Below are 14,087 nucleotides of genomic sequence, written 5' to 3'. Positions count from 1 at the left end.
CGTAAGGAGCGTCCCTTGGTGAGCCGGAAGTTTTCCATAATGCGATGCGCGCTGCTGGCGCTGATTTTCCTGGCGGTCGCAGTCCACGCGACGGCGCAGGAGGATTTCCTCACGCGCGAAGAAGTGGATGCGGCGCGCGACGCGCAGGAGCCGGAGAAGCGTATCCCGCTCTATCTGGAGATCGCCGACATGCGGCTGGGCGCGATGCGCGCGGCGCTGGGTTCGGCAAAATCCAGTGCGGGTCGCGCGGTGCAGAAAAGTCTGGAGCAGTACACGAAGATACTCGAAGCCATTGAGACCACGATGGCGGATGCCCGTGAACGCCGCGCGCCGTTTCCCAAAGCGATGGAGCTGCTGAAGACGCGTTTGCCCGAGTCGCGGCAATTTCTGGAATCGCTCGACAATGACGCTTCGCCCATCTACGCCAACTATCAGTTCACTCTGGAAGAATCGATCGCCGTTACCGAAGAACTGCTCGAAGACGTGGCCAAGGGAATGTTCCCGGAAGTGGACGAGCGCACCGCGCCCACGGAGTTCCCCGCCGCGCCGCCGCGCCCGGATAACCCACGCGAAAGGCCGCGTCCAGCAGCGGGCAAGGACGGCGAAGAGGGTCCGCCTCGTAAGCGGCCAGCGCCGCCCGCCTCAACTTCAGGCGCCGCCCCCGCCCCGTCACCAGAAGAAGGCCCGCCGCGCAAGAGTGATCGACAGTAGCCCCGCGCGCCCGCATTACGCGGTATTCTAATCTCTTCAAGATGACTTCAGCAGGCATGGAAATTTTCGAGCGCGTTCATCTGGCGGTGCGGCCACGCACGCCGCTGCCGGAGATCGCCTTGTCGTTTCGCCCCTACGCGGACATCAACAACGTCATCCGCATGCGCGCGGGCCGCATGGAAGTCAGCCTCTCCGATCTGCTCGAAGGTTCGCCGCCGCCGGTGCTGGAGTCCATCGCCTACATCCTGATCTCGAAGCTCTATCGCAAACCCATTCCGCCACAGTTCCAGGCACGCTACCGCCAGTTCCTCAACCGCAGCAGCGTGCGCCATCAGGCGCAGATCATCCGCCGTGTGCGCGGACGCAAGCATGTGGGCGTGGCGGCGGGCTCACACTTTCATCTGGATGAAATGTTCGAGGACTTGAACCAGCGCTACTTCGGCGGGCTGATGGCCCGGCCCTCGCTGGGCTGGAGCCGCACGGCGTCACGCGTGCTGCTGGGACACTTTGACTCCGCGCATAACGCCATCATCGTGAGTCGCATCTTTGACCGTCCACAGACGCCGTTGTGGCTGGTGGAGTACATCCTCTATCACGAGATGCTACACCTGAAATATCCCGTGCTGCATCGCGGCACGCGACGCTGCGTGCATTCCTCCGAGTTCCGTGCCGAGGAGCAGCGCTTCCCGCAATACGCGGAGGCCAAGGAGTTGCTGAAGCAGCTCTAGTGGCGTGACAGAGCCGCGACCGGGAGGGAGCGGTTCTCATTGGACCTGCGAGACTCTATATTGCAACCGCTCCCTTCCGGTCGCGGCTCTGTTCGGACTCTAGCCTCTCCGCCTTCTGCTAATATGAGCAGGGTGCGCGAGCGCCCTCACCCATGAAGATTTCTCCGCGCAAACCGCTGGTCGCCTCTCTGCTGCTGGGCGTGGTGTGCGCGACGATCTCGCTGCTGCTGGGGTGGAGTTCGTTCGCCCGCCGCGTCAACTTGAATTTTTACGATCTCTATTTTCGTCAGCGCGGACCAACCACCATAGACGCCAATGGTGAAGCCTCTTCCAGCGACATCGTGATTGTGGCCATTGACGACGCGACGCTGGCCCGGCACGGCGCATTGCCGCTGCATCGCGCGCTGCTGGCCGAGGGCATCAGCCGCATCACCACCGCCGGACCTCGTTTGCTGGGCATCGACATCCTGCTGGTCGATCAGGGAGCCGATACGAATGATGCCGCGCTGGAGGCCGCGCTGCGCGCAGCGCGCGACGGGGGCACGCCGGTGGTGTTGTCGAGCGCGCTGGAGGCGGGTTCGGGCTGGCTGCATCCGCTATCGCGTCTGGCGGCGCAGGCGGCGAGGATCGGCCACGTTCACGCCGATCCCGATGGCGATGGCGTCAGCCGTCAGGTGTTGCTTTCAAAATACTCCGGTCGCGAGCGCCTATGGGCCTTCGCGCTGGAGTGTGTGCGTGGCATGGCCAGCCCAGACAGCGGCCAGTCGGCCCTGATCACCGAGACTCCCGACGACCTCGAAATTGCTCACCTTGCGCCGACAGCCAGCACCGAGGTCATGCACATTCCCGCGCCGGATACCACGCAGCGAACGCTGTGGATCAACTACGCCGGGCCGGACGGGACATTTCCGCGCGTGAGTTTTGCGAAGTTGCTGGATGATCCCGCCGCATCCGCCGAACTTGGCGGCAAGATCGTCCTGTTGGGCGTTACCGCGCAGGGCACCGGCGACCGGCTATTCACGCCGTACTACTCCGCCTCGGGAATGCCCGGCATCGAGATTCACGCTAACATTCTGCACACGCTGATCGGGAAAAAGTTCCTCACTCCCATCGGCGATGCGGGCGTGGCGCTGGCCATGCTGCTGATCGCTGCGTTTACGCTGCTCGCGCTGGCGCGCGCGCACGGGCCGGCGCAGTGGCTGGCGCTGCTGGCCATCGGCGCGACCGTCGTGATCGTTCCCTATGTGTTGTTCTTGGCCGGGCAGATATGGCCTGCGTTCAGCCTGTTGCTGTGCTTTGGCGTGTCGATTATGGCGGGAGAGGCGTACGAGTTGCTCGTCGGGCGGCGGCGCTATCTCGACTCCGAGAATAAGCGGATGCTGGCGCGCCAGCAATTCGAGATGGCCACGCACGAGATGCGCACGCCGCTGGCGTCCATACAAGCATCGAGCGAGTTGCTGGCGCGCTACGCGCTGGAGCCCGCGCGCCGTGAGCAGATGCTGCGCCTGCTGCACGAAGAGTCGCAGCGTCTGGCGCGCCTGGTCGAGCGCTTCTTGAGTGTCGAACGGCTCTCCGCAGGAGAGTTGGAATTGCGCCGCGCGCCGGTCGAGTTGACGCCGCTGCTGACGACGATCAGTGAGCGCATCCGCCCGCTAGCCGAGCGCAAGGGCCTGGAATTTCGAGTGACTGCTGGTAACGGCCCACTCACTTTCGAGGCCGACGCTGAGTTACTGGAGTTCGCCGTCTCGAACCTGCTGACCAACGCCGTGAAGTACTCGCCGAGCGGCTGTTGGGTGCTGCTGGAATGGCGCCATAACAAGAATGGCGTGGAGATCATCGTCGCCGACAACGGACCCGGCATCGCCCAGCCGGATCAGCGGCGCTTGTTCGACCGCTTCTTCCGCACGGCGCAGGCGGAGCACTCAACCGCGCCGGGCTTCGGCCTGGGCCTGGCCATCGCGCGGGAAATCATCACCCACCACGGTGGCACAGTCGAGGTGGAGTCCGCCCCCAGCGCCGGCACGCGCTTCATCATTCAACTTCCAGCCTGAGTAACCAGCCACGTTTAAGATGGAGTAACGGAGCCGCCATGGAACATCCCGGCTCTGTTTTATTCCGCAAGAACCGCAAAGTTTGTCAGAGTGGGCAGGGCCGAAGATTTGAACGATTCGGCGGGCTGCCCAGCGGTGGTAGCGGAGTTAGTTGGGGAGCAGTTTGAGCTGCGCCTCGGCAAGCGCCTTAGTGAGGGTAGCTTCGGCAATGGCCTCGCTAATCCCGCTGACCACGGCCAGCTCGCTGATGAGGAGGTAGCGGGCGCGCTCTAGCATCTTGCGCTCGCGGAAGGAGAGATCCTTCGCGCGATTGATCAGCAGCAGGCACTTGAGGACCTCGGCCACGCGGAATAGGCAGCCGCTGCGCATCTTGTTGGTGTTTTCCTTGAAGCGGCACTTCCAGTCCGGCGCGGGCTGGCAGTCGCCGGCGGAGAGATAGCGAAGCACTTGGTTCACATCCTGGCGGCGGACCACACGGCGCAGGCCCACGCTGCCGACATTGATGAAGGGTACCATCACACGCAAGCTGCTCGAGTAGATGCGCAGCAAGTAGGCTTTTGGGGCGGTTTCCAGCGCGTGGCCGACGAGCACTGCGGCAGCGGCGGGGGGAGGCATGTTGTGAATTTGCTCGACAATTCCCACGCCATGCGTGGGGTATACGACCTTCTCGCCGATACGGAAGTTCATGGTGACTGCCTCTGCGTTCCGGGATATCTTGCAGGCCTGCCTGTGCAGCCAAGTCTGGGAAGTAAAGGCTAGACTAGCGAACCATATAAGCTACTGTCAATAGACCTGTACGCACTGGAAAGCCTGCGGGCGCGGCGATCACCGTGGCAGCATTGAAGGGCAGGCACCGTCGGGTTTGGACGAAGGAAAATAACTCGTGGATAATGGGAGACTGCGGCAGGGGTTCGTTAGCAACGCTTAGTTCCTATCCACCATTGACGCACTCAAAATAGCATGGCCAACAAAAAAAGATTGGGCATCCTCTTCGGCGGCCGCTCGGCTGAACACGAGATATCGATTCAGTCGGCGCGGAACATCATTGCCGCAGCGGACCCGGAAAAATACGATGTCGTCCCCATCGCCATCACCAAGCAAGGGCGCTGGTGCGTGGGCGCGTTGCCGCCGGAACCCAATGGACATGGGGCGATTGATTCCATACCCGTGGGCGCCGTGGAAGTAATTCCATCGGCCTGTCCGGATGGCATAGGACTTCTGGTGCCACTTGCCAGCCAGAACGCAACAACGTTTCCCGGTGCCCTCGACGTGGTCTTCCCGGTCCTGCATGGTACATACGGCGAGGATGGCACGGTGCAGGGATTGCTGGAGCTGGCGGAGATTCCTTACGTGGGCTCGGGAGTGCTCGGCTCGGCGGTGGGGATGGACAAGGTTGTCATGAAGCGCCTATTCCAACAGGCCAAGTTGCCGGTGGTTCCCTATGTGGTAACGAATCGGCGCGATATCCATGTCCGTCTGGATGATCTCTGCAAAGAAATTGAGGCGGAGTTTCGTTATCCGGTATTCGTGAAGCCCGCTAATATGGGCTCGTCGGTGGGTGTGAGCAAAGCAAGCAATCGCGACGAGTTGGTACCGGCGCTACGGCTGGCCGGCGATTTCGATCTGAAGGTTCTGGTGGAGCGCGGCATGAACGCAAGAGAGATCGAATGCTCCGTGCTAGGCAATGAAGATCCCATCTCATCCGTGCCTGGCGAAATTGTTCCTGGCAATGAGTTCTACGACTATGCCGCAAAGTATCTCGATGACAACTCGCAATTGCTGATTCCGGCACCACTGAAACCTGCGCAGGCGGAGCGGGCGCAAAAACTGGCTGTGGAGGCTTTCCAGGCCTTGGATTGTGCGGGCATGGCGCGCGTAGACTTCTTCCTCGAGAAAAAGACAGGCAAGTTCTATGTAAATGAAATCAATACCATACCTGGATTCACCAGAATCAGCATGTATCCGCAACTGTGGGCGGCGAGCGGGCTATCCTGCTCTAAGCTAATCGATCGACTGGTGGAGCTGGCCATCAAGCGGCACCGCGAAAAAGCCCGGACCCGTTACAGCTTGAACCCCCAGCAAAGAACTAATGACTCCTCCCATTGACAGCAATGTGGCTCGATTTAGTCCTATACTTACTAGGGCTACATCCTGAACAAATGGCCCACAATCCCATTGACACGCACACTAGATATCGCGATACTTTGCTTAGAGTAGAGCCACGTACGGCCCTCCCCGGCGTCCCGCTACAATTAGGTCGTTTGCTATACATGGCGACTAGGGATCGGAAAGAGATTGCCTGAAAATGAATCGGAGTCAGGCAACTTTGCTCTGAAACGCCAGCAGAGGAGTAACCGTTGAAGAAAACTCGTGTGAATGATCACAGACATGCGGCAGTGGCGATTTCCCTTGCCCTCTGTTTGATGGCGCTTGTGCTTCCAGGATGGCGCGCCGACCTACACGCCATTGACTTAAATTCTCTTCCTAATTGCGCCCAGCCCAATTCGTTCCAACTGACCGCCCGCATCGGCGACGCACCGAGTACGCACTCGCTATTCATAGGGAACAGCTCGGTTACAGGCTGTAGCATTGATGTTCCCGAACCCTTTACGGCAACCATTGCATACTTGAATGGCGGCAATAACTGGCTCAGAGTTACTCCATCCACGGGGACATTCCAGCAAGGGCAGCGCAATTTCCTTCGCGTCACATTCACGCCTGCTTTGCTTCCCGGAGTTGGCACCTATCAAGGATTTGTGAACATACGCATTCCATCCGTTGTTGGGATACTTTCCATCCCGGTCAATGCCTCGCTGGCGGCCCCCAGCCCCCGCCTATCGTTGAGTTGGTCTTCCATCGTGTTTCAGACCGTCGAGCGCACGGGAATTCCGCCAGGGCATCCCATTTCCATTTTCAATTCAGGCACGGGAACGCTCGATTGGACGGTGAATGCGGCTTCGATACCCGCATGGCTGAATATCACGCCCCGCAGTGGCTCATTGTCTGCCAGCAATACATCGGGCACGGAGATTACCGTGGCCCTTAATACCGCTGCGCTTGACAACGGTGTTTATTCGGCACTGATCCCTTTCCGTTCATCCACGGCCAGAAACTCCCCGCAATATCTTTCGGTAACCTACCATGTGGTGCGTCCCACGGCTGGAGCGGTTCCCCGAATCACCAATTACGGCATGACGTTCACGGCTCCCGTGGGCAGCACCAACAATTTGCAGAAATCGATCTCCCTCAGCAACACGGGAGGTGGATCGATCACTACGCAGTTCACCACCACCACCACCACCGGAAATTGGGTCAACGTATTGCCAACCAGCGTTGTTGCCACCAGCGCTGCGCCGACCACCATCCAGGTAACTGTGAACCCGACCGGATTGCGGGCGGGCACTTATCGCGGCACGATTACCGCGAGCTTCCCGGGTAGATCTCCTCAGACGGTTGACGTCGCGTTGATCATTACCGAATTGGACCCCACCGGTTACGAGCCGCAACCACCGTGCAATCCCAATTCCACATACTGCCTTCGTGGGTCATCCGTGACCGACGAGCAAACCGGCGGCGCGTCCCTTGCAGGATGCACGCCTATCAGGATGTCCCTCATCGGCAGCACTGTAGGCAACGGCTCAAACTCCCCTGTTTCCTTCCCGCAGGCGCTCCTGGCGCAATTGGTGGATAGTTGCGGGGATCCCGTAACAAATGGGACCGTGGTAGCCACCGCCGGGGGCGTTTCCATTCCAATGTCGAATGCCGGAGGCGGTTTCTACAACGGCACTTGGACTCCGCAACAAGCCGCTGCAACCGTGAACATCACGTTTGCCGGCTTCCACCCGAACTTCAGTTCCGTGCAGCAGATATTTGCGGTGTCGTCCATAACCGCTTCCGGCGGGACCGTCCTGCCCGTGTTGTTCAACGACGGCGTGGTGGAAGGCGCGGGATTCGCACAACGCCGTCCACTGGTGCCCGGAGGGATTGTTTCCTTGTTCGGATCAGCCCTGGCACCCACAACGGCAGCCGCCTCGACCATACCACTGGAGACGGAGCTTTCTCAAACCTCGGTGCTCATCGGCGGCGTCCCGGCACCGCTATATTTCGTCAGCGAAGGCCAGATCAATGCACAGGTACCTTTCGAGTCGCGGCCTGGCGACACCGTATCCATCGTCGTCAATGCTGGAGGACGCCTGACCACTCCGCAGAATTACCAGATCGCTGCGGCTCAACCCGGCATATTCGTCGATTCAAACGGCGCCGCGGTACTGGATAATCAGTTCCGCCGGGTCACTGTGGCAAACCCGGCGCGTTTGGGTCGAATCATTCAGATCTTCGCGGGCGGGCTGGGCGACACGATCCCGCCGGTCGGTTCCGGCGACGCGCTGCAAACAGGAAGCGATATCACGGTACCAGTCTCTGTCAGCATTGGCGGCATTGATGCCCAGGTCCTGTACGATGGTCTCGCTCCGACCTTTGTCGGACTCTATCAAATAAACGTATTGGTTCCTAGAGAAATCCAAACCGGCAATGCCGTCCCGCTGCTGCTTCGGCAGAATGGAGTGCCCAGCAACCCCACGCAAAACATTACCATCCCGGTCGCGCCCTAGACCGCGGTGTAGCTCAGTACTTGATTCAAGGTTCCATTCCTCGCTACCGCTTTAATGTTCCACGGACGAAAAATCATCTTTGGGCAGCCCGCTGCCTCCTATCCACCCGCAACTTTGCAAAGGCTTTCCGCATATAATGGGTAGTCTCTATTCAGCAGGGTTCGCCTCATCATGATCGGCCAGGAGAACAGCGATGTCTGCCCAAGACGTGTCCTCATCGGCTCCCGTAAGGTCCATCGGCATATTGACAGGCGGCGGTGACTGTCCCGGACTGAACGCCGTTATCCGGGCCGTGGTCAAATCGGCGACAATCAAGCACCATTGGCGTGTAGTGGGAATTCAAGATGGCTTCGATGGCCTGATCTTCCCCAACAAGCTCTGTGAATTGACTCGCAAAGAGATCTCCGGAATTCTTCCACGGGGCGGCACCATACTGGGAACCTCCAACCGCGGCAATCCATTTGCCTATCCCATTACGGAAAACGGCATTTCCGTAGAGAAGGATGTCTCGCCGCAAATCATCGAGAACTTTCACAAGCTCAAGCTCGATGGATTGATCGTCGTCGGTGGCGACGGTACGATGAAGATCGCCCTCGAGTTGTACCGCCGGGGGATTCCAGTCGTTGGCGTTCCCAAGACCATCGACAATGACCTGTCGTCAACGGAGATTACTTTTGGCTTTGACACCGCGGTGCGCACCGCCACCGAAGCCATCGACAAACTGCACAGTACGGCGGAAAGCCATCATCGCGTGATGCTGGTCGAGGTCATGGGCCGCGATGCCGGCTGGATCGCGCTACATTCCGGCATTGCCGCTGGCGCGCACATCATCTTGCTGGCCGAGATTCCATTTTCGCTGGCGGCCATCTGCCGGAAGATTCACGAGCGCGAAGAGATTGGCCGCCGCTTCAGCATCGTCGTTGTCGCCGAAGGGTGCCGCATGATCGATGGCCAGCCTCTTAGCGAATCCCTGAAGCAGCACCGCCTGACCCCTCGCAGCGGCGAGGCCGCCAACACCATTGGTTCGCTGATCGGGAAGGAGACTGGGCGGGAGACGCGCGTAACCGTGCTGGGACACATTCAGCGCGGCGGCTCTCCCACTCCATTTGACCGTGTGCTCAGCTCACGGCTTGGCACCGAGGCTGTGGAGGTCATCGCGCGCGGTGAATTCGGCAACATGGTTTGTCTGCACTGTAATTCGGTGAAGTCCGCACCCATGGCTGATGCCGTCGGTGAACTGAAAATTGTCCAACCAAACAGCGAGCTGGTTCGTACGGCGCGGGCATTGGACATTTCATTCGGGGACTAGGCGGCGATTAGAGCTAACTTTCAAATGAGCAACGCATCCGAATGACCCTTCACTTGATTCTTCCTCCTCCCCGTCGTTATCCCATCGCGGCAGATATTCGTCCGGTGAGATTGCGTGTGATCGTAAGGTTGGTATTGGCGAGCCTGTTGATCGTGCTGCAGTCGTGTCAAAGCTATTTGATGTTGCAATCCCAGGAAGTTGCTTATACCAGCGAAGCCCAGGGGGAGCTGCTCGATCAACTGGGACCTGAGTCCAGGGTGATCGCGAGGATCCGCAGCGGACAGCGCGTGGAGATCCTCGAACGGATCAATCGCTGGACCCGCGTTCGTGTCCTGACTACCGAAACTAAAGAGCGGGGCGCGAACAACGCAGCTCCGCCACTCGAAGGCTGGATGCATCAGCGGCAAATAGTTTCCGCCGCCGTCTTCGAGCTATTCCAGAAATTGGCAGCGGGTTCCCGCGAACTACCCTTGCAGGGCAAGGCGCTGGTCCGCAGGCTGGCCAATATGCGATTCAGGCCAGGTCGGACCACGCAGGTTTTCTATCAGCTCGCCGCGGATGAAAAGGTTGAAGTTCTGCGCCATGACGTTGCCACGCGCGAGCCCACCGCCGACGATATTCGGCGCGGCCTCTCCAATCCCATCCCGGAGGATTGGTTGCTGGTACGGGCATCGGATAACCGCACGGGCTGGGTGCTGGAAACGTTCATTGAGTTGGTTCCCCCGCTGGAAGTCGCGCGATATCGCGAGAGCCAGCGAATTCGCGCCTGGTTCGAGATCTACAAGGAGCACGTTGGCGATCAGATACACCCGTGGTACCTGTGGGCAACGGTGCCCAAGTCTGTAGGCTTGGTGCACGATTTCGAGGAGATCCGCGTCCTGGTTTGGAATCCTGCGGCCTCCCGCTACGAAACCTCGTACCGCGAGCGGAACCTTAAAGGGTTCATGCCCATTCACGTTTCCATGGAGACGCACCCGGAAGGTGTTTCGCCATCGTTTAACTTTGAGCATGAAAATAGCCAGGGACAGCGCATCGTCAGACGCTATTATATGATCGGCCGACAGGTCCGCCTGGAACGCGCTGCGTCTGATCGCCCTTGATTACAACAGGTGCGCTTGGTACTTGAAGTTTTTTTGATCCATTGATAAATATTCGGAGGATGATCGCTTGAGAGTCTTGGTTATTGGCGGTGGCGGGCGCGAACACGCGCTGGTCTGGAAACTTGCGCAAAGCTCTTTGCTGGAGCGTGTGTTCTGCGCGCCCGGTAACGGTGGCATTAGCAGAGATGCGGTCTGTCTGCCGTTGCGCGAAATGACTACAACGGCTGTCTTGCAGTTGGTCCGAGAAAATCAGGTCGACCTGGTTGTGGTCGGACCAGAAGCCCCCCTGGTAGCTGGATTGGTGGATGATTTGCAATCTCAGGGAGTGTTGGTTGCCGGTCCTGCCAAAGCGGCTGCGCAATTGGAGGGCAGCAAGATTCACGCCAAGCAGTTCATGCAACGCCACGGCATTCCCACCGCTGACTTCGTAGTGTGCTCCGATCCACACACCGCCCAGCAATACGCCAATCGTTGGGGAGGCCCCGCCGTAGTTAAAGCAGATGGTCTGGCGGCGGGCAAGGGCGTAGTGGTCGCATCCAACCGCGCTGAGACAGAGGCCGCATTGAACTCGGTGCTAAGCGGCGATCTGGTGGGCGCGGCGGGTATGCAGGTGGTATTGGAACAGTGCCTGATTGGCGAAGAGGTTTCCTTCCTCGTCCTCACCGATGGCGATTCTGTTTTGCCTATGGCCCCTACTCAAGACCACAAACGCGTGGGAAACGGCGACACCGGGCCGAACACAGGGGGCATGGGCGCCTATTGCGACGACAGTATTATCTCGGGGACACTGCTGCAGCGCGTGATGAAGCAAATTGTTCATCCCACGCTCGCGGGCCTGCGCGCGGAAGGTACTCCATTTCGCGGCGTCCTGTACTGTGGTTTGATGATCACCGCGGAAGGTCCAAAGTTGCTTGAATACAACGTCCGCTTTGGGGACCCCGAGACCCAGGCGTTGCTCTGCCGTCTGGATACCGATCTCGCTCAGGTTCTTCATGAGATCGCCCTGGGGAAGCTGCTCACTCCGTCGCTTTCATGGAAGCCTGGTGCGAGCGTTTGTGTGGTGGCTTGCGCCGGAGGCTATCCCGGGAGCTACCCGACAGGCAATTTAATTACTGGGCTGGATGCGGCGGAGGCGGCCGGCGTGAAGGTCTTCCATTCCGGCACGGCGATGGACGGGGGGCGATTGGTAACCACCGGCGGGCGCGTTCTGGGCATCACCGCCTCAGGCGCTGATCTGGCCATGGCCGCACGTGCCGCATACTCAGCGGCGGAGAAGATTCAATTTGACGGAATGCACTACCGGTCAGATATCGGGAAAAATGGTCTCGCAAGACGCCGCCCTCTCGATTGAACAGGATTTTCCGCGGGCGCACGGGTAGCCACGGCGCAAAAATAGTAGCCGTGGCTACCCGTGCAAATGCGCAATAACGCAGATATAGAATTGATTTAGTTCTTCGGCGTGACGCTGGCCTTTAGCAGCAGATTGATTCGTTGATTGCCCGGTTCCGTGATGATTGCCACAGTTTGCCCAAAGGCATAGGCGTATTTGGTGGAATCAAATTCCAGTTCAATCTCGCTAGCCTCGCCGGCCTTATAAGCTTTCTTCTGCGTCTTCATTGTTACGCAGGCGCAATCAGCCTGAACATCCTCTATGGTCACCGAATGATCGGATGAATTAGTGAATGCGAACTTGGCGATCTTTTTTTCTCCCTGCTTAATCGGCGTCAAATCCACGACCGGCTGCGTAAATTGTAAATCTAACTTGAGAAGATCTCCAGGCTTGGGGGCACAGTTCCTGAACATCGCGCAGTCAGAATGTTCCATTGGGGCGGGTATTATAATCCGCCAGCCATCGCTTTCCAGTCTCCAATTAGTTTTCCGCGGAAGCTGAAATGGAACGGGGACGGCCGCGGCGGAGACCGCAAGAAGAATATTTACCGTCGCCGATTTTCCATCTGGATTAAATTCGATGGAGTCTACTGTCGCGTTTAAAAACTCACCGTTTGGCATAACCCTGAACCGTTCCAGAGTATCGGCGGTTACCAATCGCTCTGCATCAGCGGTTCTGTCGACTCTCATCAGGGAGTAAAACTCGGCCACTCGCTTTTTCAGGGCAATTTCAGCGGCTGCGGGTTCCTGCGCCGGAGACATTTTTGCGAACGGTCCTGTACAAATGATCCCCACTGCTAACGCAATCATTATTGCGGGTTGTAGCATAACCCTGACTTTCATAGACCTCTCCTTGTAGTACCAATGATTAGATTGACTATGTTACTCCCGGCGTTGCCTGATACGCAAAAAGAGAGACGGCCCGTAAGGGCCGTCTCTCTTTTGCTGAAACATCATTCAGAGGAATGATGTGTTGGTTTAAAGTTAGTTGCCAAGGCTCTCGGAAGTGCCTGCGGCAGGCGGACGACTGCCGGGCTGGATCACGTTGGCCAGATAACCCTGAGCCAACTTGGGACCAGTCACCACACCGCGGCCATCAGAGATGAACGCGAAGGCGTGAGCAGCTTCAAAGTTGCAGACGGTCAGAACATAACCGGTGAAGTTGGTGAAGCCCGTGGTGGCGCTCATCAAAAATGCCAGCGTCGAACCAGCATTGATGGTGGACGTGGTGAACGAGACAGGCGTGCCGCCAGCGGACGGATAACCCGTCAGCGTGCAGGTGCCGTTCTGTGAAGACGCACCCAAAGCGGTGCCAGCTCCAAAGGCCGCATCATCATTGGACGTGTTGGCAATTGCTACGCCGGTTTCCACATCAGCGACGGTGGCCACCCAAGTCAACAGGAGACGAGTGGTGCAATCCGAGACGGTCGCCACGGTGGTGGGACCAATCTGGTTAGCTGCAAAGCGAACGATGGTGGTAGCAACGGTGCTGACCGGCCCAAGCGATACCGCAGCTTGGATATTCACCGGGGCACCGATGGACGCAATGGCCAACGGGTTGGCTGTGCTAGTGCTGGTGGGCTTGGTTTGGAAAACAAACGTGCCCCGTTCCACCAACGACGCATCCGCCGTCGTTATGTTGAAGACAAACACGATCGGTGTGCCAGCCGCAGTCTGATCAACTGTAGCGGGTGTGGCCAGCGTGACGCTAAAGCCAGCGGTGAGGCCGGTGGTGCCAGAGAAGGCGGCCGTCAGGCCTACGGGAACGTTTGAAAGCGTGATAGAAATTTGGCTACCGTTGACGGGTGTCATAACTGGCGCGAATAGGGTTTCCGTCGCAAGCGACGTCAAGGCGCCAGGGAACGTTTCAGTTATGCGTAGAGAGAAAGCGTTCGGGACGTGAAACGCCGCCACAGTCGGGGCGCCAGGGAGCGCGCCTGGTGCTGCGATAGCATCGTTGGGGAAAGCGCAGGACCGAAGCTGAGTAACCGGAGTGAGGGTGGCGGTGCTGTGGTTGAAACTGACCGTGAGACTGGCATTCAGCACGCCCACCTGACGCTGCGGATCAGTAAACGTGATCGGGCGAGCGGAGGGATTCTGGCTGATGCCGGACATCGTTACCGACACGCTGCCCACGCCGAGGGCGGCGTTAGCGTTGACGCGAATGCGGGAGATGTTGATCTGATCAC

At 58.8% G+C, this 14,087-nt stretch carries 10 protein-coding genes; 8 read left to right on the top strand and 2 right to left on the bottom strand.

Translation table 11 applies throughout. The features are described from left to right. The first annotated feature begins 39 nt into the window (after window positions 1-39). From EXQ56_01395 to EXQ56_01385, 3 genes are all read left to right on the top strand, one after another. Window positions 40-711 carry a hypothetical protein gene (locus EXQ56_01395; protein MSO19112.1) on the top strand — a complete coding sequence of 224 codons (672 nt, stop codon included), beginning with the start codon at window positions 40-42 and terminating at the stop codon, window positions 709-711. A 41-nt stretch (window positions 712-752) separates the two neighbouring features. Further along, window positions 753-1,439: a M48 family peptidase gene (locus tag EXQ56_01390; protein ID MSO19111.1), complete on the top strand. Its 687-nt coding sequence runs from the start codon at window positions 753-755 to the stop codon at window positions 1,437-1,439. A gap of 152 nt (window positions 1,440-1,591) precedes the next feature. Next, window positions 1,592-3,490: a CHASE2 domain-containing protein gene (locus EXQ56_01385; protein ID MSO19110.1), complete on the top strand. Its 1,899-nt coding sequence runs from the start codon at window positions 1,592-1,594 to the stop codon at window positions 3,488-3,490. Window positions 3,491-3,637: 147 nt separating this feature from the next. Here EXQ56_01385 and EXQ56_01380 read toward each other — a convergent pair whose 3' ends face one another. Continuing rightward, the gene (locus EXQ56_01380) at window positions 3,638-4,177 is read right to left on the bottom strand and encodes a CarD family transcriptional regulator (protein ID MSO19109.1); all 540 of its coding nucleotides are present in this window, start codon (window positions 4,175-4,177) and stop codon (window positions 3,638-3,640) included. A 273-nt stretch (window positions 4,178-4,450) separates the two neighbouring features. Here EXQ56_01380 and EXQ56_01375 point away from each other — a divergent pair, with 273 nt between their 5' ends. From EXQ56_01375 to purD, 5 genes are all read left to right on the top strand, one after another. Beyond that, window positions 4,451-5,596, top strand: coding sequence for a D-alanine--D-alanine ligase (locus EXQ56_01375; GenBank protein ID MSO19108.1), 1,146 nt, complete (start codon window positions 4,451-4,453; stop codon window positions 5,594-5,596). Between the two features lie 251 nt (window positions 5,597-5,847). Next, entirely contained in the window at window positions 5,848-8,100 is a 2,253-nt protein-coding gene (locus EXQ56_01370) for a hypothetical protein (protein MSO19107.1), read from the top strand. A gap of 193 nt (window positions 8,101-8,293) precedes the next feature. After that, on the top strand, window positions 8,294-9,409 hold the full coding sequence (locus tag EXQ56_01365; GenBank protein MSO19106.1) for a 6-phosphofructokinase: 1,116 nt from the start codon (window positions 8,294-8,296) through the stop codon (window positions 9,407-9,409). Window positions 9,410-9,450: 41 nt separating this feature from the next. Further along, window positions 9,451-10,509: an SH3 domain-containing protein gene (locus tag EXQ56_01360; GenBank protein ID MSO19105.1), complete on the top strand. Its 1,059-nt coding sequence runs from the start codon at window positions 9,451-9,453 to the stop codon at window positions 10,507-10,509. 67 nt (window positions 10,510-10,576) lie between these two features. Next, a complete protein-coding gene (gene purD / locus EXQ56_01355; protein MSO19104.1) occupies window positions 10,577-11,860 on the top strand; it encodes a phosphoribosylamine--glycine ligase in 1,284 nt (427 codons plus the stop codon). Between the two features lie 95 nt (window positions 11,861-11,955). On the opposite strand, the gene EXQ56_01350 is transcribed toward purD, so the two are convergent. Further along, window positions 11,956-12,741 carry a DUF1573 domain-containing protein gene (locus EXQ56_01350; protein MSO19103.1) on the bottom strand — a complete coding sequence of 262 codons (786 nt, stop codon included), beginning with the start codon at window positions 12,739-12,741 and terminating at the stop codon, window positions 11,956-11,958. Between the last annotated feature and the right edge of the window lie 1,346 nt (window positions 12,742-14,087).

This window comes from Acidobacteriota bacterium (assembly GCA_009691245.1).
In the GTDB taxonomy this organism is placed as follows: Bacteria; Acidobacteriota; Terriglobia; order 2-12-FULL-54-10; family 2-12-FULL-54-10; genus SHUM01.
Note: the sequence above shows the minus strand (reverse complement) of the source record. Positions and strands in the feature narration are given on the sequence as shown.